The 20,158-nt window shown below is 71.8% G+C and carries 19 protein-coding genes; all 19 read right to left on the bottom strand.

What is annotated here, in order from left to right; translation table 11 throughout:
• Positions 1 to 257: 257 nt before the first annotated feature.
• On the bottom strand, positions 258 to 1,325 hold the full coding sequence (locus ACFYPR_RS29015) for a polyprenyl synthetase family protein (RefSeq protein WP_354854588.1): 1,068 nt from the start codon (positions 1,323 to 1,325) through the stop codon (positions 258 to 260).
• Positions 1,322 to 2,737, bottom strand: coding sequence for a nucleotide pyrophosphatase/phosphodiesterase family protein (locus ACFYPR_RS29010; protein WP_354854590.1), 1,416 nt, complete (start codon positions 2,735 to 2,737; stop codon positions 1,322 to 1,324). Before ACFYPR_RS29010 ends, ACFYPR_RS29015 begins: the two co-directional genes overlap by 4 nt.
• Positions 2,734 to 3,933: a metabolite traffic protein EboE gene (gene eboE, locus ACFYPR_RS29005; RefSeq protein WP_354854592.1), complete on the bottom strand. Its 1,200-nt coding sequence runs from the start codon at positions 3,931 to 3,933 to the stop codon at positions 2,734 to 2,736. The genes ACFYPR_RS29010 and eboE overlap by 4 nt, the downstream gene beginning before the upstream one ends.
• The gene (locus ACFYPR_RS29000; protein ID WP_355064081.1) at positions 3,933 to 4,787 is read right to left on the bottom strand and encodes a TatD family hydrolase; all 855 of its coding nucleotides are present in this window, start codon (positions 4,785 to 4,787) and stop codon (positions 3,933 to 3,935) included. Before ACFYPR_RS29000 ends, eboE begins: the two co-directional genes overlap by 1 nt.
• Positions 4,788 to 5,396 (bottom strand): EboA domain-containing protein, encoded by a 609-nt coding sequence (locus ACFYPR_RS28995; RefSeq protein ID WP_355135266.1) that lies wholly within the window; start codon positions 5,394 to 5,396, stop codon positions 4,788 to 4,790.
• A gap of 65 nt (positions 5,397 to 5,461) precedes the next feature.
• Positions 5,462 to 6,415 carry a sugar phosphate isomerase/epimerase family protein gene (locus ACFYPR_RS28990; RefSeq protein WP_387263551.1) on the bottom strand — a complete coding sequence of 318 codons (954 nt, stop codon included), beginning with the start codon at positions 6,413 to 6,415 and terminating at the stop codon, positions 5,462 to 5,464.
• Positions 6,416 to 6,519: 104 nt separating this feature from the next.
• Positions 6,520 to 7,527 (bottom strand): SCO3242 family prenyltransferase, encoded by a 1,008-nt coding sequence (locus tag ACFYPR_RS28985; RefSeq protein ID WP_387263550.1) that lies wholly within the window; start codon positions 7,525 to 7,527, stop codon positions 6,520 to 6,522.
• Positions 7,511 to 8,677, bottom strand: a complete 1,167-nt coding sequence (locus tag ACFYPR_RS28980) for an inositol-3-phosphate synthase (protein WP_387263548.1) — start codon at positions 8,675 to 8,677, stop codon at positions 7,511 to 7,513. Before ACFYPR_RS28980 ends, ACFYPR_RS28985 begins: the two co-directional genes overlap by 17 nt.
• Before the next feature lie 505 nt (positions 8,678 to 9,182).
• A complete protein-coding gene (locus ACFYPR_RS28975; RefSeq protein ID WP_387180570.1) occupies positions 9,183 to 10,376 on the bottom strand; it encodes a Gfo/Idh/MocA family protein in 1,194 nt (397 codons plus the stop codon).
• A gap of 54 nt (positions 10,377 to 10,430) precedes the next feature.
• A complete protein-coding gene (locus ACFYPR_RS28970; RefSeq protein ID WP_354854604.1) occupies positions 10,431 to 11,483 on the bottom strand; it encodes a substrate-binding domain-containing protein in 1,053 nt (350 codons plus the stop codon).
• A gap of 95 nt (positions 11,484 to 11,578) precedes the next feature.
• Positions 11,579 to 12,706, bottom strand: a complete 1,128-nt coding sequence (locus ACFYPR_RS28965) for an ABC transporter permease (RefSeq protein ID WP_354854606.1) — start codon at positions 12,704 to 12,706, stop codon at positions 11,579 to 11,581.
• On the bottom strand, positions 12,703 to 14,319 hold the full coding sequence (locus ACFYPR_RS28960) for a sugar ABC transporter ATP-binding protein (RefSeq protein ID WP_354854608.1): 1,617 nt from the start codon (positions 14,317 to 14,319) through the stop codon (positions 12,703 to 12,705). Before ACFYPR_RS28960 ends, ACFYPR_RS28965 begins: the two co-directional genes overlap by 4 nt.
• On the bottom strand, positions 14,316 to 15,494 hold the full coding sequence (locus ACFYPR_RS28955; protein WP_354854610.1) for an ROK family protein: 1,179 nt from the start codon (positions 15,492 to 15,494) through the stop codon (positions 14,316 to 14,318). The genes ACFYPR_RS28960 and ACFYPR_RS28955 overlap by 4 nt, the downstream gene beginning before the upstream one ends.
• A gap of 341 nt (positions 15,495 to 15,835) precedes the next feature.
• The gene (locus ACFYPR_RS28950) at positions 15,836 to 16,846 is read right to left on the bottom strand and encodes a YihY/virulence factor BrkB family protein (protein ID WP_354854612.1); all 1,011 of its coding nucleotides are present in this window, start codon (positions 16,844 to 16,846) and stop codon (positions 15,836 to 15,838) included.
• 65 nt (positions 16,847 to 16,911) lie between these two features.
• Complete coding sequence (locus ACFYPR_RS28945; RefSeq protein ID WP_355135278.1) at positions 16,912 to 17,721, bottom strand: ABC transporter permease; 810 nt, start codon at positions 17,719 to 17,721, stop codon at positions 16,912 to 16,914.
• A gap of 9 nt (positions 17,722 to 17,730) precedes the next feature.
• On the bottom strand, positions 17,731 to 18,522 hold the full coding sequence (locus tag ACFYPR_RS28940; RefSeq protein WP_355064071.1) for an ABC transporter permease: 792 nt from the start codon (positions 18,520 to 18,522) through the stop codon (positions 17,731 to 17,733).
• A 215-nt stretch (positions 18,523 to 18,737) separates the two neighbouring features.
• Positions 18,738 to 18,932, bottom strand: coding sequence for a DUF397 domain-containing protein (locus ACFYPR_RS28935; protein ID WP_354854616.1), 195 nt, complete (start codon positions 18,930 to 18,932; stop codon positions 18,738 to 18,740).
• Positions 18,933 to 19,132: 200 nt separating this feature from the next.
• The gene (locus tag ACFYPR_RS28930) at positions 19,133 to 19,324 is read right to left on the bottom strand and encodes a DUF397 domain-containing protein (RefSeq protein WP_354854618.1); all 192 of its coding nucleotides are present in this window, start codon (positions 19,322 to 19,324) and stop codon (positions 19,133 to 19,135) included.
• Positions 19,315 to 20,103 (bottom strand): Scr1 family TA system antitoxin-like transcriptional regulator, encoded by a 789-nt coding sequence (locus ACFYPR_RS28925; protein ID WP_387263544.1) that lies wholly within the window; start codon positions 20,101 to 20,103, stop codon positions 19,315 to 19,317. The genes ACFYPR_RS28930 and ACFYPR_RS28925 overlap by 10 nt, the downstream gene beginning before the upstream one ends.
• Positions 20,104 to 20,158 lie beyond the last annotated feature (55 nt).

Below are 20,158 nucleotides of genomic sequence, written 5' to 3'. Positions count from 1 at the left end.
GCCGCCGGTTCACCTCGACGAAACAATGTCGTGTTGGCCCCGACACTAAGTCGCGCATGTCGATGTGTCCATACCTTCCGACGATCCAGCATCAACTTTCGTCGATTTGATCGAAAGTTGCCGGGTTGGGACCCCAGAAAGGGCGTGGGGGGGGGCCCCCCCCCCCCGGGGGGGGCCGCCCCCCCCCCCCCGCCCCCCGGGGGGGGGGGCCCCCGCCGCCCCCCCCCCCCGCCCCCCCCCCCCCCCCCCCCGACACGTCACGACTGTCGACCGGTCACCTGACTGGCCAACCCCACCAACGCCGCCCGTACCGAATCCGGGAGCGGGATCGCCGCCAGCGCTCCCGTCGCCGCTTCCTTGCGGATCCTGATCATCTGTTCGATCCGGTCCCGCGCGCCGGTGGCCTCGATGATCTCGCGCAGCTCGACCGCGCCGTCCGCGTCCAACTTCGGGTTGCCGAACAGCTCACGCAGCCGCAGGGTCTGCGACCGGTCGGCGGCGCTGCGGGCCAGCGCCATCATCACCGTGGGCTTGCCCTCGCGCAGGTCGTCCAGGATCGACTTGCCGGTGACCGCCGGATCACCGAAGACGCCCAACACGTCGTCGCGGAGCTGGAACGCGTCACCCAACGGATCACCGAACTCGCCGAGAGCCGCGATCAGCTCCGGCCCCGCCCCGGCCAGCGCCGCGCCGATCTGCAACGGTCGGGTGACCGTGTACCGGGCAGCCTTCATCCGTATCACGGTGAGCGCGCTGGCCACCGAGCCGTCACCCACCCCGGAGACCAGGTCGAGGTACTCCCCCGCGATCACCTCGGTACGCATCAGCGCGAACACGGCGTAGCCCCGGTGCACCTGCTCGGTGTCCAGCCCGCACTCGTGGAACATCTGATCCGACCAGGCGGCGCAGAGGTCCCCGCAGAGCAGGGCGGTGTTGCGCCCGTACGCCTCGGGGTCGCCGCGCCACGACGAGCGGGCGTGCAGGTCGGCGAAGAGGCGGTGCACCGACGGTTCGCCCCGGCGGCGGTCGCTGCCGTCCAGGATGTCGTCGTGGATCAGCGCAAAAGCGTGGAACAGCTCCAGCGCCGCCGCGGCCACCACGATCGGGCGGCCGTCGGCAGCCCCGGCAGCCCGCCAGCCCCAGTAGCAGAACAGCGGACGCAGCCGCTTTCCGCCGGCCAGCACGAACCGTTGCAGCGCGGTGAACACCCCGCGCGGCGCTCCGTCGGGCCAGTCCGGGCCCTGCCGGTCGAGGAAGGCGGCCAACTCCGCGTCGAAGCGCTCCCGCAGCCTGCTCGCGTCCGTCGGGGCGACGGTGGACGTCACGATCCCACCCCGGTCCGGCCACCGTCGCCGTTGGCCAACCCGGCCAACTCCAGCAGCAGCGCCTTCACCTCGGTGGCCGCGACCCGGTCCCGGGCAGCGGACGGGTCGGAGCAGAGCAGCACCGGGGCGTCCGCCGGGTCGCTGGGCAGCCGCCCGTGTGAGCCGCGTACCGCCTGGGCGCCGGCGTCCAGGCCGACGGCGCTCATCAGGTAGCGCATGCCGAGCTTCTTGCGGGCCAGCGCCACGCCTGCGCGCGCCTTCGCGGCACCGGGGTTGGCCGGGTCGAAGAACAGCTCGGCGGGGTCGTACCCCGGCTTGCGGTGGATCTCGACCAGCCGGGCGAAGTCCGGCGCGCGGGCGTCGTCGAGCCAGTAGTAGTAGGTGAACCAGGAGTCCGGCTCGGCCACCAGCACCAGCTCGCCGGCGCGCGGGTGGTCCAGCCCGTGCGCGGCCTTGCCCTCGGCGTCGAGCACCTCGGCCACCCCGGGTAGCCCGGCGCAGAGCTTCGCCACCGCCGGCACGTCGGCCGGGTCCTTGACGTAGACGTGCGCGACCTGGTGGTCGGCGACCGCGAACGCTTTCGACGTCCACGGGTCGAGGTACTCCATGCCGGCCTGGGTGTGCACCCGCAGCAGCCCCTCGGCACGCAGCAGCCGGTTGACGTCCACCGGCCGGGACACGTCGGTGATGCCGTACTCGGAGAGCACCACCACTGTCGCGTCGCGGGCCCGTGCGGCGTCCAGCAGCGGGCCGAGCACCGCGTCCAGCTCGGCCGCCGCGGCGGCGGCCTGGGCCGACGAGGGGCCGAAGCGTTGCAGGTCGTAGTCCAGGTGGGGGACGTAGACCAGGGTCAGGTCGGGTGACACGTCGGCCAGGATCTGCTCGGCGGCCTGGCAGATCCACCGCGACGACGGCAGCCCGGCGGTCGGCCCCCAGTAGGTGAACAGCGGGAAGGTGCCCAGCCGCCCGGTGAGCGCGTCGTGCAGCTCCGGCGGGTCGGTGTAGCAGTCCGGCTCCTTGCGGCCGTCGGCGTAGTACACCGGTCGCGGCGTGACGGTCCAGTTGACGTCCGCGCCCATGGCGTACCACCAGCAGACGTTGGCCACGGTGTAGCCCGGTTCGGCCCGACGGGCCGCCTGCCAGAGCTTGTCCCCGCCGACCAGCGCGTTGTGCTGCCGCCACAGCAACACCTCGCCCAGCTCCCGGAAGTACCACCCGTTGCCGACGATCCCGTGCCCGCTGGGCTGCTCGCCGGTGAGGAAGGTGGACTGCACCGAGCAGGTCACCGCGGGCAGCACGGTGCCCAGCTCGGCCCGGAAGCCGCCGTCGGCGACGCCGCGCAGCCGAGGCATGTGCGCCAGCAGGCGGGGGGTCAGCCCCACCACGTCGAGTACCACCAGTCGTCGGCTCATCGCGTCACTCCCGCGGTCACGGTGTGTTCCGGGGTCAGCCCGAGGCCGACCAGTTCGTCTCGGGCGAAGGCCAGCTCGGCAGCGATGCCGGCGGCCAGCTCCGCGTCGGTGCCCGGCCGCCGCGCGGCCGGTAGAACCCCCCAGGTGTACGTCTCGACGTCGAGGTGGTCGCACCCGGCGGTCGGCCCGCTGTAGAGCGCTCTCAGGGCGGCGCGCAGGACGGGCAGGGTCGAGCCGAGCGGTTCCTCCGGTGGGGCGTGCAGCGGCACGTGGTAGTGCACCCGCCACGGGCCGGGCAGCTCCCGGTCCAACGCCTCGTCCAGGTCGTCGGCCGCGTACGCCGCATCGGCCGGGTCGGCCAGACCGGCGCAGCCGGCGCTCCGGGTCTGGTGCAGGAAGCGCGGCTCCACCCAGCGGCGCAGCGCGTCCGCGCCGCCGGCCGGGTCGGCTGCCTCGACGGCGGCGGAGACCTGCACCTTCACCACGGGCAGTCCGGCCGCCCGCAGTCGTTCCAACGCCTCGGCCGGCTCCTCCCAGGCGCACGCCAGGTGGGCCAGGTCGAGGCAGACGCCCAACCGGTCGGTGTCGATGCCGTCCAACAGCGTGGCTGCCTGCCCGGTGCTCTCCACCACACAGCCGGGCTCCGGCTCGAAGGCGACCCGCACCTCGCGGCCGGTGTCGCGCTGCACCGCGGCGAGGCCGGCTGCGAGCTGGTCCAGCCGGCGTCGGGCGGCGTCGGCCCGCTCGGTGTCCCAGGGCCGCCGCCAGGCCAGCGGCAGGGTGGAGATCGAGCCCCGGGCGGCGTCGTCGGGCAGCAGGTCGGCGAGCACCCGGGCCAGATCCACTGTGTACGTCAGCCGCTGCTCGGTGGTCCAGTCCGGGTGGTACACGTCCTGCTTGACCACCGGCGCCTGGAAGGCCGCGTACGGGAAGCCGTTGAGGGTGACCACCTCCAGCCCGCGCGCGTCCAGCTCGGCGCGCAGCCGCAGACGCAGCGCCGGGTCGGCGGCCAGCTCGGCGGCGACCGGGGCGGCCAGCCACAGGCCGAGGCCGAGCAGGTCGCTGCCGAGCGCTTCCCGCACCGGCACGGCGTAGGTGTCCAGTTGACCGAGGATGCCGGCGAGGTCCTCGGCGGGGTGCACGTTGGTGCAGTAACCGAGATGGACGGTGTCGCCGCCGGCATGTCGCAGCCGCATCAGCTGCCGCCGCGCAGGATCGAGTTGCCGGTCTGCGGGTCCACGGCGGTGACGTCGAGGTCGCTCAGGTCGAGCCGACCGGACTGGCCGTAGAACTCCACCGGGTTGCGCCACAGCACCCGGTCGACGTCGTCGTCGCTGAACCCGGCGAGCAGCATCGCCTCCGCGGTGGCCCGGGTCAGCAGCGGATCGGAGCGACCCCAGTCGGCGGCCGAGTTGACCAGCATCCGCTCCGTGCCGTACTCGCGCAGCAGATCGACCATCCGCTGCGGCGTCATCTTCGTGTCCGGGTAGATGGAGAAACCCAGCCAGCAGCCGCTGTCCCGGACGAGCTTGACGGTCACCTCGTTGAGGTGGTCGACGACCACGCGACCCGCGTCGATGCCGGATTCGGCGACCACGGCGAGGGTGCGCTCGCAGCCGCGCGCCTTGTCCCGGTGCGGGGTGTGCACCAGCGCCGGCAGGTCGTACGCCACGGCGAGGGCGAGCTGCGCCGCGAAGGCCTCGTCCTCCTCCGGCGTCATCGAGTCGTACCCGATCTCGCCGACCGCCACGACCGCGTCCTTGTCCAGGTAGCGGGGCAGCAGGTCGAGCACCGGGCGGCAGCGCGGGTCGTTGGCCTCCTTGGGGTTGAGCGCGATCGTGGCGTGGTGCCGCACCCCGAACTGCCCGGCCCGGAAGGGCTCCCAGCCGATGAGCGAGTCGAAGTAGTCGATGAACGAGGCGGCGCTGGTACGCGGCTGGCCCAGCCAGAACGCCGGCTCCACCACCGCGCGCACCCCGGCGGCGGCCATCCGTTCGTAGTCGTCGGTGGTGCGTGAGGTCATGTGGATGTGGGGGTCGAAGATGCGCATTCACGCCTCCCGGGGCAGTGCGGCGGTGAGCCGGTCGAGCAGGTCGGTGGCGTCGGCGGGCATCTCCCGGCCGGCGGCGTGCCGCTCGGCGGTGAGCGCGGCCAGCATCCCGGCCAGCTCCCCGTCGGCGCGGGTCTCCAGGTCGGCGACCACGGCCAACGGCACGCCGCTGAACACGCACTTGAGCACCGCCTGCCGCCAGGCGGCCGGGTCGAGGTGCCGGGCGTACGGGCCGAGGGCGGCGGCGATCAGCCGGGTGTCGTTGGTCCGGATCGCGTCATGCAGCAGCGGCACCCCGGCGGCGCCGATCGGCAGCAGCGGCAGGGCCCGCAGCACGGCCCGCCGCTCGGCCGCGTCACCGTGCTGGTAGAGGCTCTCGGCGTACGAGGCGTGCTCGCCCGGCAGGGCGGTGAGCAGCAGCACCCGGGCCGCGTCGTCGGCGGTCCAGCCGGGGGCGTCGGGCAACGCGGCCCGACCGCAACGCCGGCCGACGGCGGGAAAGAGCCGGGCGATCGCGGTGGGCTCGGCCGCGACCTGGCGCAGCGCCTCGTCCAGCCAATCGGGATCGGGTACGCCCCGCAGCGCGGCCCGTAGTGAATCCGGTGTCATCCCGTCTCCTCCCCTTGTGCTGCTGCGCCGCTCCGCGGGTGCCCGAGCGCGTCCTTTGCTCTGCTTCACTCCACGCGACGGTTGGTGTCCCGATCTGTTGCGTCCGTTGAAGCAGAGCAAAGGGCGTCGGCGGGTACCTTCTGTCGCCGGCGGTCACCGATTGTTGAGGTGGCCGCCGCGGCGCGCAGGAAATCAATGGACCGGGCGGCCACGTCCGGTGCGGCGTGCGAGTCGCGGGGCAACTCGACGGCGACCAGCCCGCGGTAGCCGGCCTCGGCCAGGGCCGCCAGCACCGGCGGGAAGTCGATCTCACCGGTGCCGAACTCCAGGTGCTCGTGCACGCCCCGGCGCATGTCGTCGATCTGCACGTTGACCAGGTGGTCGGCCACCTCGGCGACACACTGCGGCACCGGCCACGGCTCCAGGCACCGGCAGTGGCCGATGTCGAGGGTGATGCCGAAGCGGGCCGGCGCGTCGAGCGCCGCGTGCAGTCGACGCCAGTCGGTGATGCTCTCGACAAGCATGCCCGGCTCCGGCTCGAAGCCGAGGGTGACGCCCGCGCTGTCGGCGGCGTCGATCACGCTGGCGCAGCCGGCGACGAGCCGGTCCCAGGCGCACTGCGGTGACACCGTCTCGGGCCGCACGCCGGCCCAGAACGAGACCGCCTCCGCCCCCAGGTCAGCGCCGATCCGCACCGCCCGGCGAAGGAACTCGATCCGCCGGGTGGGGTCGTCGTGCAGCAGCGTCGGTGCGTGCTTGTGCCACGGGTCGAGCAGGTAGCGGGCCCCGGTCTCGATCATCACCCCCAGACCGAGCGCGTCCAGCCGCCGGGCGACCGCGGCGATCCGGCGGGTGAGCCCGGGTGCGAACGGGTCCAGGTGGTCGTGGTCCAGGGTGAGCGCCACGCCGTCGTAGCCGAGGTCGGCGAGGACGGCGAGCGCGTCGTCGAGCCGGTGGTTGGCGAAGCCGTTGGTGCCGTACCCGAGGCGCAGCGTCGTCGCGTCGCCGCTCGGCGGCACGACCGTCCCGTTGCCGGACTGCGCGGGTCGAGGCCGAGCGGTTCCGGGCCGAGCGCTTTCGGGCCGAGCGGTTCCGGACTGCGCGGGTCGGGGCCGGGGCACGGTCATGTCGGGGAGACCTTCCGGGCCAGCCGACGGCCCAGCGGCGCCGCCGCCGCGACGGCCAGCCCGAGCAGGCCGGCGCCGCCGCGTGCGGTGAGCGCTCCCTGCAGGGCGGGCAGGCCGGTGATCCCCGCGCCGACCGCCGCGCGGACCTTCCCGGCCGAGGGATCCCGGACGACCTGGGCCTGGGCCGCGCCGTAACGGGCGGCGTACCACCCGGCCAGCAGCGCGGGCAGCGCGGGCAGCGCGACGGCGAACCCGGCCGACCGGGCCCGGCCCCCGCCCACGTCGGCCCGCCCGTCGGCCCCGGCAGCTTCGGCAGCCCCGGCGCCGGGGACGGCAGCGCCATGGGTGCCAGGGACGGCAGCGCCACGAGCGGCGGGCACGGCAGCGCGACGGGCGCCGGGGACGGCGATGGCGGCACTGGCGGCGACCAGGGCGGTGCCGGCCAGGGTCCGCATCGGCAGGGCCGCGTCCGTGCCGGTGACCTCACGCCGGGACAGGGTGGTGACCGTCCAGGTGTGGGCCGCCACGGTCGCCGCCGAGGGGAGCGCCCGCCACAGGTGGCCGCCGGATGCGCCCAGCAGCACGTCCAGCCCTCGGCAGGCGGCCATCACGGCGGGGCCGGCGGCGGTGTTCTTGGCCAGCAGGTCGTACCCCCAGATGCTGGCGGCCAGCGGCACCGCGAGCGCGGCCGCGCGGCGACCGCCCACGGCGGCGGCCAGGCCCACGCCGGCGGCGGTGAGGCCGGCCGCGAGGCCCAGCGCGGCGGCCGGGGTGACCCGGCCGCTGGGGATCGGCCGCTCGGGGCGTTCGACGGCGTCCAACTCCCGGTCGGCCCAGTCGTTGGCGGCCATGCCGGCCCAGTAGAGCAGCACCGACGCGCCGGCGAGGGCGGGGGTACGCGGGCTCAACGCGCCGGCGGCCGCCGCGCCGGCGACCACGTCACCGGGGACCGAGAGCGCGGCCGGTGCCCGGACCAGCTCGGCCACATCAGCCAGCGTGGTCATGGCCACCGTCCAGACCGGCGTGCAACCGCTGGGTGAAGTCGGTCAGCCGGGCCCACTGCTCGGCCAGCGAGTGGGTGGGCGAGCCGAGCGGGTCCTTGAAGAAGAAGCCCAGGTCGGCCAACGGCCCCACGTGCCCGGCGGCGTGCGCGGCGGCGGTGAGCCGGGCCAGGTCGAGCACCAGCGGCGCGGCCAGCGCGGAGTCGCAGCCGTGCCAGGTGAACTCCATCCGCATCCCGGTGCCGAGGAAGCCGGCGAACGTGATCAGATCCCAGGCGGTCTTGAAGTCGCCCAACTCCTCGACGTACTCGATGCGGGTGTTGCCCTGCGGGACGTAGCCCAGCGTCTCGCCGAGCACACGCTGCTTGCTCTGCACCTTGGCCGCGTTGGCGGCCGGGTCGGCGAGGGTGGCGCCGTCGCCGCCGCCGAGCAGGTTCATCCCGGACCAGGAGCGCACGGCGAGGTTGCGCATCGCGAACATCGGCGCGAGCACCGACTTGACCAGGGTCTCTCCGGTCTTGCCGTCGTGCCCGGCGTACGGCAGGCGCCGCTCTTCGGCCAGCGCGGCCAGCGCCGGCAGCCGCAGCCCGGTGGACGGGGTGAAGTCGACGTACGGGCAGTCGGCCAGCAGCGCCGCGTACGCGTACAGGGAGCTGGGCGGCAGCACCTCGTCCGGGCCGGCGAGCGCGGCACGCAGCGCGGCCGGGTCGGCGTGCCCGGGGTGCGGTCGAGGTGCGGGTTCGGTGGCGGAGACGTTGACCACGACCACGCGGTCCAGCCGGTTGCGCGCACGGAAGGAGGTGAGGTCACCCACGACGGTCGCGACCCGGTCGGCCTGGGTGGCGCCGAGCGGGGCCGGACGCAGTTCCTGCTCGACGGCGGCCAGCTCGTCGGGGAGCGCGGCGACCAGCCGACCGGGTATCACGCCGGTGTCGGCGAGGGCCTCCGCGCGCTTGCTCAACGGGGTGGTGGCCACATCGTGCCCACCGAAGACCAGGTCCGCGAAGGACGGGAGGGCGGGACCGCGCAGATCCGGCAACTCGGTGACGCAGCCGGTCGGCCCGGCCAGGCCGGCCCGCAGCGCGAGCCCTCCGACGATGCTGGTGGTCGCGACCGAACCGCGTGCTCCTACCAGCCAGACACCCGTTCGCATGGTGCTCCTTCCCGTCCAGGAGGAACCGTCGGTGTACTTAAATATAGGAATATCAGAATATTTTCCGAAAAGCTACGGCCTTGGCGGATGGGCCCCGCCCGCCCGACCCGTACCGGAACGACACCGGATCCGGCGTCGGCGTCGGCGGCGACGACGACGGACCGGTTTCCGGTACGGGTGCGGGCAGACGGGGCTGGCAGGCAGGGTCGGTCGGCGTCTCGACCCTGCCTCCCCCGCATCCGGCCGGCCGGGGCGTTGGCGTGCCCCGACCGGACGTCTCAGGTGGTGGCGGTCCTCCGGTGCGGCCGGGGAATCCCGGTCCGGTCGCACCGGACGACCGTCCTGCTCGTGCGCCACCGGGCCACGCGGCCCGGCTGCACACTCTCCGGAGCCGACCTCGTCCCGACCGCGGGGCGCAAACCGCGGTCGGTCCCTCGCCGGTCGGCTCCGGAAAGCCGGTCGGGCGACGGCGGCGCGAACACCGCCGTCGCGGATGGTCAGGGGGTCAGACGGCCACCGCGGTCAGCGCCGGTTCCACGTCGGTCCAGGAGGAACCGACGTCCGCCGAACGGGTCACCGCGTCCAGCACGAGCTGGACCTGCAACGCGTCGGCGAAGGAGGGCGCCGGGTCGGTGCCGGTGGCGATCGCCTCGATGAGATCGCGCATCTGGTGGGTGAAGGAGTGCTCGTAGCCGATGATGTGGCCGGGCGGCCACCACGCCGACATGTACGGGTGGTCGCTCTCGGTCACCAGGATCCGGCTGAAGCCCTGTTCCAGGGTAGGCCGGGTGGCGTCGTAGAACTCCAACTCGTTGAGGCGCTCCAGGTCGAAGACCACGCTGCCCAGCGAGCCGTTGATCTCGACTCGGAGGGCGTTCTTGCGGCCCGTGGCGAAACGGCTCGCCTCGTACGTCGCCAGGGCGCCGCCGTCGAGCCGGGCCACGAAGATCGCGGCGTCGTCGACGGTGACCGGCCCGGTGGCCGAGCCGTTGCCGTCCACCGATCCGCTGCCGTCCACCGTGGCCGCCAACCCGCTCGACCCGGCCGGCAACGGCCGCTCCTTCACGAACGTCTCGGTGATCGCGCTGACGCCGGTGATCCGCTGACCGACGACGAACTGCGTCAGGTCGATGATGTGCGCACCGATGTCACCGAGCGCGCCGGAGCCCGCCCTGTCCTTCTGCAACCGCCAGACCAGCGGGAACTGCGGGTCCACGATCCAGTCCTGCAGGTACGTCGCTCGGACGTGCCGGATCACCCCGAGTCGTCCGTCGGCGACCATCTGGCGCATCATCGTGACCGCGGGGACCCGGCGGTAGTTGAACCCGCACATCGACCGCACCCCGGCGGCGCGGGCGGTGTCCGCCGCGGCGGTCATCGCCCGTGCCTCCGCCACTGTGTTGGCCAGTGGCTTCTCGCACAGGACGTGCTTGCCGGCGGCCAGTGCGGCGAGGGCGATCTCGGCGTGACTGTCGCCGGGTGTGCAGATATCAACCACGTCGATGTCGGCGGAGTTGATCACGTCACGCCAGTCCGTCGTGTACGCGTCCCAGCCGAGCCGGTCGGCGGCCTCGGCCACCTTCGGTGTGTCGCGGCCGCAGATCAGCGCCATTCTGGCCCGTGCCGGCAGGTCGTACACGCGGTTCACGGTGCGCCACGCCTGCGAGTGCGCGGCGCCCATGAACGCGTAACCGACCATGCCGATCCGCAGTTCTCTGTCTGTCGTGGACAAGGTGGGTCTCCCCCCGGTATGTCAGAACCCGAGCTTGTCGTAGCTGCTCGCGTTCTCCTTGGTGATCGTCTCGGAGGCGAGGGTCATTTCCTTGGGCACCTGCAGCTCCGTCAGGTCGCCCAGGCCCCGACCCTGCGCGATGAGCCGCGCCAGCGAGATCGCCGAGGACGCCATCGACGGGTTGTAGGTCACCGTCGCCTTCAGCACCGAGTTATCGGCCTTGATCGCGTCGATCGCGAGCTTGGAGCCGGCACCGCCAACCATGAAGAACTCCGACCGGTTGGCCTGCTTGATGGCCGCGAGCACACCGATGCCCTGGTCGTCGTCGTGGTTCCAGATCGCGTCGATCTTCGGCAACGCCTGGAGGAGCTGGGCCGCCTCGCGCTGGCCGCTGTCCGGGGTGAACTCGGCCGAACGACGGTTGGTGACCTTGAACCCGTACGTCGCCAGGGCCGCCTTGAAGCCCTCGCTGCGCTCGACGGTCAGCGGGATCTCCAGACCGGCGATCTCACCGATGACCGGGTTGGTGACGCCCTTGTCCTTGAGCTGCTTGCCGATGAAGTGCCCGGCCGAGACGCCCATGCCGTAGTTGTCACCCTTGATCACCAGCCGGGAGGCCAGCGCGTCGGGGAACGCCCGGTCGAGGTTGACGATCGGGATGCCGGCCTGCATGGCCTGGAGGGCAACGGCGTTGACCTCCTTGCCGTCGTGCGGCAGCACGACGATGATGTCCGGCTTCTGGGCGATCAGGGTGCCGAGCGTGGAGCGCTGGGCCTCCGAGTTCGACCCGCCGTCGACCTCCTTGAACTCCACGTCCGAGTACGCCGCGGCCTGGGCCTTGGCGTTGGCGTGGATGGCGCCCATCCAGCCGTGGTCGGCCGCCGGGGCGGAGAAGCCGATGACGACCTTCTTGCCCGGGGCGTTGTTGCCCTCGGCGTTGCCGGCGGCCTTGGTCTGGGTGCTGGCGGCCGGTGTCTCGTTGCTGGTGCAGGCGGTCAAGAGGGTGGCGGCGCCGACCGCGGCTCCACCGAAGAGCAACCGGCGGCGCGACAGGTCGCGACTGTGCTGGGTCATGAACGACCTCCTGGGAGCGTTTTTTAGGGATGAGGGTGTGCGAGGCCCGGCCACTGTCGAAGATCTCGACGTCGCCTGGACAACGGTGCGGTGCGTCAGGTTGCGGTGGTGACCCTGTTCCGCGCGAGGAGCCGAGTGACGGACTTGAACTGGAACTGCTGGATCAAGACGGCGGCGACGATGATGCCGCCCTTGACCATGTTCTGCGCCTCGATGGAGAGGCCGTTGATGGCGAAGAGGTTCGTGATCGTGGCGAAGATGATGACGCCCAGCAGCGAGCCGACGATCGTGCCGCGCCCCCCGCTCAGCAGCGTCCCGCCGATGATCGCCGCGGCGATCGCGTCCAGCTCGTACAGGTTGGCCATCGCCGCCTGCGCCGAGGTGGCCTGCGAGGTGAGCATGATGGCGGCGATGCCGCAGCACAGACCGGAGAGCGCGTAGAGCAGCATGGTGTGCCGGCGCACGTTGATGCCGGCCAGCCGGGCCGCCTCCGGGTTACCGCCCACGGCGACCGTCCGCCGGCCGAAGGTCGTCCGGTTGAGCAGGACCCACCCGGCCACCACCACCGCGCCGAGGATGTAGACGAGGATCGGGATGCCGATCACCTTGCGGGCCGCGATGTCGTTGATGAACGTGCTGCTCGACACCTGCGTCTGCTTGTTGGAGATCGACGCCGCCAGGCCGCGCGCGGCCACCAGCATCGCGAGGGTCGCGATGAAGGGCACCAACCTGCCGTACGAGATGAGGACGCCGTTGACCAGGCCGACGCAGATACCGACCACGAGGGCCGCGAAGATCATGCCGCCGGCGCCGTAGCTCTGGGTGGCCACCGTGGTGCACCAGACCCCGGCCAGCGCGACGATCGCTCCGACCGACAGGTCGATGCCACCGCCGATGATCACGAAGGTCATGCCGACCGTGACCACGCCGACGACCGAGGCGAGCTGGAGGATCGCCAGCACGTTGTTCCAGACCCAGGTGGGGTCGCCGTACAGCTCGGGCTTGGTGACCGCACCGACCACGATGAGCGCGGCCAGCACGCCGATCAGACCGAGGTTGCGCTTCGCGCCGTCGCCGCCGTCGCCCCGCCACCAGGAGAGCTTGCCGGTGGATGCGGCCTTGTCGCTGGTCACCGCCGTCTCCGCGGGGTCCACCGGCGGCGACTGCGCCGGAAGCTGTGGGCGTTCCGGTGTCGCGGTGGGTGTGGGAGTCGCGTCGCTCATGCCGGTGCGCCTTCCATCAAGGACCCCGCCATCACGAGGTCAAGCACAGTGTTCTCGTCGAGTTCGCCGGCCGCGGCTTCGCGGACGACCCGGCCCTCCCGCATCACCAGCACCCGGTCGGCGAGGCCCAGCACCTCGGGTACCTCGCTGGAGACCAGCAGCACGCCGACGCCCTGCGCGGCCAGTGATCGGATGACCTGGTACAGCTCGGCCCGGGCGCCCACGTCCACGCCCCGGGTGGGCTCGTCGAGGAGCAGCAGCTTGGTGCCGCCGAGCAACCATCGGCCGACCACCACCTTCTGCTGGTTGCCGCCGGACAGGGTGCGTACCGGCCGGTCGACGTCCCGGGGCCGCAGTTCCAGGGTCTCGGCGATCCGGTCCGCCTCGGCGCGTTCCGCCGCCGCGTTGGTGAAGCCGAGCCGCGCGTACCGGCCGAAGGTGGCGAGTGTGACGTTGCGGTAAATCGGCTCGCCGAGCAGCAGCGCCTGGCTCTTGCGTTCCTCCGGGGCCATGCCCATGCCGGCCCGCACCGCCGCACCGACGCCGGGGCGCAGCACCTTGCCGTCCATCCGCACCGTGCCAGCCTCCGCCAGCCGGGCGCCGTAGATCGTCTCCAGCAGCTCGGACCGGCCGGAGCCGACCAGGCCGGCGATGCCGACGATCTCCCCGGCCCGCACGTTCAGCGAGACGTCGGCGAACTCGCCGGTGCGGGTCAACCCGTCCACCTGGAGCAGGTCGGCGCCGGCGGTGTCGTCGGCCGGCCGGTCCGGGAAGACGTACTCGATGGTCCGGCCGGTCATCCGGCTGACCAGGTCGCGGGTCGGGGTGTCGCGTGCCGGCAGGTTCGCCGCCGTGGTCCGGCCGTCCTTGAGTACGGTGACCCGGTCGCCGATCTCGCGGATCTCCTCCAGACGGTGGGAGATGTAGATGACGGCGATGCCCTGCGCGGCCAGCTCGCGGATGATCCGGAACAGGTTGCCGACCTCGTCGTGCGCCAGCACCGCGCTCGGCTCGTCCATGATGATCAGTCGCGCCTCGTGCGACAGCGCCCGGGCCATGCTGACGATCTGCTTGCCGGCCGCCGGCAGGGAGCGGACCATCCGCCCGGGCGGGATCTCGCCGTGACCCAGCCGGCTGAGGATCTGCCGGGTGTGCCGGGCCATCCGGCCGCGCCGGACGAAGCCGAGGCTGCGGTACTCGTGCCCGAGGAACGCGTTCTCCGCGACCGAGAGGTCTTCGACGAGGTCGAGTTCCTGGTAGATGGTGGCGATGCCGGCCTTCATGGCGGCCTGCGGGTTGGCGAAGGTGACCGGTTCGCCGCGCCACTGGACGAGCCCGGAATCCGGTTGGTGCACTCCGGCCAGCACCTTGATGAGGGTGGACTTGCCGGCGCCGTTCTGCCCCAGCAGGCAGTGCACCTCTCCGGCGCGTACCTCGAGCTGCACACCGTCAAGGGCGCGTACGCCGGGGAAGGTCTTGACCACGTCGGTGAGGCGCAGGACGACCTCGCCCGCGACGGTGTCGGGCGGAGCTTCGACCAGCGGCGCGTCGGCGTCGGCCGACCCGGTGGTGGCGGTCTCGTCGGACAGGGCCACGGTCTCCTCCTCGCTCATGATGCTTCCCCGAAGGCGACGTCGCTGGCGAGCACGGCCGCGCCGGCGACGCCGGCCCGACCACCCAGCTCGGACAGCACGACGGGCAGGTTGCCGGTGGCCAGCGGCAGCGACCGGCGGTAGACCACGCTGCGGATCTCGGCGAGCAGGATGTGCCCGAGTTGGGCCAGCCCACCGCCGATCACGATCATCGACGGGTTGGTGAAGCTCACCAGACCGGCGAGGACTCCGCCGACCCGTCGCCCGCCGTCGCGGATCAGCTGGATACAGGTCACGTCGCCCTCGACCGCGCCCTCGGCGACGTCCAGAGCGGTCACCACGCCGCGCAGGCCCAGCCGCTCGGCCAGTGCCGGCGACGCCCCGCTGCGGGCGGCGGCGGTCGCCTCCTTGGCCAGCGCGGCACCACTGAACAGCGCCTCCAGACATCCGACGTTCCCGCACGAGCACATCGGCCCGTGCGAGTCGACCTGGATGTGGCCGATGTCCCCGGCGCAGCCGTCGGTGCCGCGGTAGACGTCGCCGGTCAGGTAGATGCCGCAGCCGATACCGGTGCCGATCTTCACGAAGAGGAAGTCGTCCACCGAGTGGGCGACCCCGCCGTGCCGCTCACCGATCGCCATGATGTTGACGTCGTTGTCGACCACCGCCGGGCAGCCGTGCTCCCGGCTGAGCAGCTCGCGGACCGGAAACCGATCCCAGCCCGGCATGATCGGCGGCGAGACCGGGACACCGTCGCGGAAGCTGACCGGGCCGGGCACCCCGATGCCGACCGCGTCCAACCGCTCGTACGCGCCGTCGACCCGGGCCTTGTGCAGCAGCTCGTTGACCCGTTGCAGGGTCACTTTCGGTCCATTGCGGATGTCGGCCGGCTCGGCGTAGTGGGCCACCGGTTCGAGTCGACCGTTGACCACCTCGACGTCCATCGAGCTGGCGCCCAGGTCGACGGCCGCGAAGCGCAGTTTCGGGTTCAGCTCGACCAGGGTGGAGCGACGCCCGCCCCGGGAGGCGGCGAGCCCGGCCTCGGCGACGTAACCCAGGGCGACCAGCCGGTCCAGCTCGGCCAACAGGCGCGGGCGGGGCATCTGGAGGCGGTCGCCCAGCTCGGCGCGGGACACGGCTCCCTCGTCGCGGAGCAACCGCAACAGTCGGACGTGCAGGGGCTCGACGGTCCGCACCGGGGAGTTCACCTCTTCATCGAACTCGTTCACATCGACGCAACGCCGAGGTGTTGTGTCCGACACAGTAGGAGCGTTCCGCACCGCCTGTCCAGAGCTTCGACCGTTCCGGTGGCAACTTTTGTCCGTAAGAGCAAAAGCTAATAGTGGATCAAGAAAAGGGCCTGCGGAAACGAACCGGGGGGCGGGAGCGCCTCGCGCTCCCGCCCCCCGGGCGGTGATGGACGTCACACATCTGGTCGAGGCGTGCTGGGACGATGCCGGGCCGTGGGCCGCCCGCAAGCAGGTGCAGAACCAGGTCGGGGCGCTGCGGCTGCGGGAGCGGCCGCTGTGCGATCAGGTCAGCGCTTGGCAGCCGAATTCCGCTTCTTCCTGAGCTTGCGGTCGTCGCGCAGTTCGAGGTACGGCTCGTCGTCGACGGCGTGGCCGGCCGAGATGGCCCGGCCGCGCTCCAACTCCGCGTCGAACTCGGCGCCCAACAGGATCGCGATGTTGCTCAGCCAGAGCCAGACCAGAAAGATGATCACGCCGGCCAGCGCACCGTACGTCTTGTTGTACGAGCCAAAGTTGCTCACGTAGAAGGCGAAGAGACCGGAGATCACCAGCCAGATCACCACGGCGAGCACGCCACCCGGGCTGACCCAGCGGAACCCGCCGTGCCGGGCGTTCGGCGAGGCCCAGTAGAGGATCGCGAACATCAGGCTGACCAGGAGCAGCAGCACCGGCCACTTGGCGACGTCCCAGACCGTGACGGCCGTCGAGCCGAGGCCGACCACGTCCCCGACCACCTCGGCGAGCCGGCCGGTGAAGACCACGATCACCGCGCAGGCCAGCAGGAGCACGCCGATCACCGCCGTCACGCCGACCCGGATCGGCAGCGTCTTCCAGATCGGCCGGCCCTCCGGCACGTCGTAGATCGTGTTCGAGGCGCGCATGAACGCGGCGACGTAGCCCGACGCGGACCAGAACGCGGCCAGCAGACCGATGATCGCCGCGACGCTGGCCAGGCCTCCGCTGTCCCGCGCCTGGTTGATCGCATCCTCGATGATCTTCTGGATGCTCTCGTTGGGCACCGCCTGGTTGACCGTTTCCTTGACGCCCTCGGTGGCGCTGGTGCCCAGCAGGCCGAGGATGGAGATCAGCACCAGCACGCCCGGGAAGATGGACAGCACCCCGTAGTAGGTCAGCGCCGCCGCCCAGTCGGTCAGGCTGTCGTCCTGGAACTCGGTGACCGTGCGGCGCAGCGCAGCCTTCCAGCCGCTGCCGGGCAGATCGGTGGGGCTGTCCGGCCCAGCGTCGGGCCCGACCGGCCCGCTGCGCTCACGGTGGGCGGACGTCTCGTCGGAGGCCATCGCCCCTCCTCTTCGTCGGCGGTGTCGCCCCCAGGACATGCCCCGCGAACAGCGGCTGATAACCCCTACGGGTAGAGCAACCTGCCCATCCGGCGCGACGCCACCAGCAGGCCGACCGCCAGCATCGCCAGCAGGTAGAGCACGTCGAGCAGCCAGAGCCAACCCCCGGTGCCGAGCGCGACGCCACGGATCAGGTGCACGGCCCGGTACAGCGGGGTGACCTCGACCAGCCAGTGCAGCAGGGTCGGGTACGCCTGCGCCGGCACGAAGGTGCCGGAGAAGAGGAACAGGGTGAACTGCGCGGACGCCACCAGGTCGAAATCCTGCCAGCTGCGCATGAAGGTGGAGATCGACATGCCGAGCGCCCCGAACGCGAACCCGACCAGCACCGCGGCGGGCAGCGCGGTGAGCGCGTGGACGACGCTGGTCAGATCCAACGCGACCATCACCCCGAGGAATGCGGCCGAGTAGGCGCTGCCCCGCAACATCGCCCAACTCAGCTCACCGAGGGCGATCTCGAACGGCCGTACGGGGGTGGCGATCATCCCGTCGTACAGCTTCATGTACTTCATCTTGCCGAAGAAGTTGAATGTGGTCTCGGCAAGCGCCCCGGTCATCGCGGAGGCGGCCAGCATCGCCGGCGCCACGAACGCGGCGTACGACACCAGCCGCCCGTCGGGCAGCGGCAGGTCACCGACCAGCGACCCGACGCCCACGCCGATGGAGAGCAGGTAGAGCAGCGGCTCCACGAAGCCGGAGAGCAGCAGCAGCCAGTAGACCGACTTCAGCGCGGCGAGATTGCGCTCGATGACCGACCCCGACCGCCGGGACGCGGCGGAGACGTCGACCAGCCGGGGCAGGACCAGCGTGACCACGAGATCTCCCTAGACGACGAGCTTGCGGCGGAAGGCGCGCAGCGCCAGCAGCCAACCGACGGCCGCCCACGCAGCCAGGTAGAGCAGGTGCCCGCCGATCGACCACTGCGGGGCGACACCGAGCGTCGCCGCACGACAGAGGTCGACGGCGTGCCACAGCGGAGTCGCGTACGCCAGCCAGCGAAGCGCCTCCGGCAACGACTCGACCGGGAAGAACACGCCGGCGAACAGCGTCATCGGGATGACCGCGAACCGGAACAGCATCGCCAGCCAACTGTCGCTGGACACCACCGCGGCGTACGCGAACGTCGGCGTGGCCCCGGCCAGCCCGAGCAGCGCCACCACCGGCAGGGTGGCCACCGCCCACGGCGACCGCAACGCCCCGAACAACCCGGTGACCAGCAGGAAGGCCGCGATCGTCGTGAGCACCCGGAACAGCACGAAGGCCAGGTGCCCGGCCAGGATGTCGCCCACCCGTAGCGGCGACGCCGTCTGCGCGAAGTAGATCTTGACCCACTGGAAGTTGCTGAACACCGGCCACGTCGAGTCGCCCACGGTCACCTGGAGCGCCGTCGAGGCGAACAGCCCGGGGACCAGCCAGTCGAGGTAGCGCACCCCGTCGACGCCCTGGTCGATGTACGCGCCGACGCCCAGCCCGAAGCCGAGCACGGTCAGCACCGGCAGCAGGAACGACGAGAACACCCCCGCCCGCCAGGTGCGACGAAGATTCACCAGGTAGTGCTCGAACACCGCGTACGCCGGCACCCAGGGCAACCGCGTCCGCTGCGCCACACTCACCATGACCACCCCCCGTCCCCGACCTTCCTACCCCCGGGGTACGACAGGCCGCCGGTCACCCTACGGCGACCCCGTCGACGTGTCGCCCGGGTTTCCGCCGGGTCGCGCGCCACGCCCACGGCCTGCCGGCGGCCTGCCGGCGCGATGATCCACTACAGATCGGCGATGTGGCGGCATCCCGTCGCCCGGACACCGCCGTATCGCCGATCCGGAGTCGATCACATCGCCCGGACAGCGTCGGACCCGACGAACGTGCCCCACGCGTCGGGCGTGAAGACGAGCACCGGGCCAGCCGGATCCTTCGAGTCACGAACGGCCACCAGCCCCGGAAGGTTGTCGGCCACCTCCACGCAGTTACCGCCATCCGGGCCGCTGCGGGTGCTCTTGCGCCACCGGGCGCCGGTCAGCTCCATGTCTCCGCCACTTCCTGCGCTCCCGTCGGATGGCTGCTGCTGCGGTAGTGCCTCATGGCAGATCAACTCGGGTTCCTGGAAACCGGGGTATCCCGGTCCCGCGGACACCCCGGTTTTCAGGAAGCCGAGTTGACCTTGGGACTGGGCAGGCCCAGGCGGTCGGACCGCGCGACCGCCGAGGGATTTACCGGGCCGGGGACCTACCGGACACCGGCACCGAGCCCGACGAACGCGCGCCACGCCTCGGGCTCGAAGACGAGCACCGGGCCAGCCGGATCCTTCGAGTCACGAACGGCCACCACCCCCGACAGATTCTCCGCAACCTCCACACAGTTGCCGCCGCTGCCGTTGCTGCGACTGCTCTTGCGCCACCGGGCGCCGGTCAGCTCCATGTCTCCGCCATTTCCACGATCAGTTCGAGGGACTGCTGCTGCGATAGTGCCTCACCCCGGATCGACTCCCACACCTCGACCATCTGCCGCACGTACTCGGCGCGGTCGATGACCTGCCCGTGGCGCTGCCCGTCCAGGTAGACCACATCTTCACCGGTCGCGGTGGTGGCGATCACGAAGGGGCCATCGAGCCCAGCGTAAGCACCGGCGGACAGCGGCACTACTTGGATTCTGACCCGGGGCAGGGCCGAGCCGAGCTTCGCCAGGTGCCGCAACTGCTCGCTCATCACCTCCGGCTCGCCGACGCTGCGGCGCAGCGCGTACTCGTCGACGACCACACTCAGCAGCGGTGGCCGGTCCCGGGTGAGCACGGCCTGCCGGTCGAGCCGGGCTGTCACCTGCTGCTCGACCTCATCCGCCGCGAAGAGCCCGGCACCGGCCAGGATGGCGCGGGCGTAGCCCTCGGTCTGCAACAAGCCCGGCAGGTAGAGCGGCTCGAACGAGCGCAGTGCGGTGGTCTCCTGCTCGATGCCCGCCCAGTCACGGAACCACGGCACCACGGCCTCGCGGCTGATCCGCCGCTGGATGCGCTCGAAGCGCCCGTCGGCAGTGAACACGGCGTCGCACCGGCGCGCGAAGTCCAGACTCGGCCGGCGCTCGGAGGTCTCCACCTTGGCGACCAGTGCCCCGGAGTAGCTCAGCGCCTCCGCCAGCGTCGCCTGGGACATGCCACTGGCTGCCCGGGCCAGCCGTAGCTCCTCCGCGAAATGCTCCAGCATGGACGAACTCTCCACGGACACCCTCCGTACATCCTCGTACCGTGCCGGGCCGATC

Source organism: Micromonospora sp. NPDC005254, assembly GCF_042872525.1.
Taxonomy (GTDB): Bacteria; Actinomycetota; Actinomycetes; order Mycobacteriales; family Micromonosporaceae; genus Micromonospora.
Note: the sequence above shows the minus strand (reverse complement) of the source record. Positions and strands in the feature narration are given on the sequence as shown.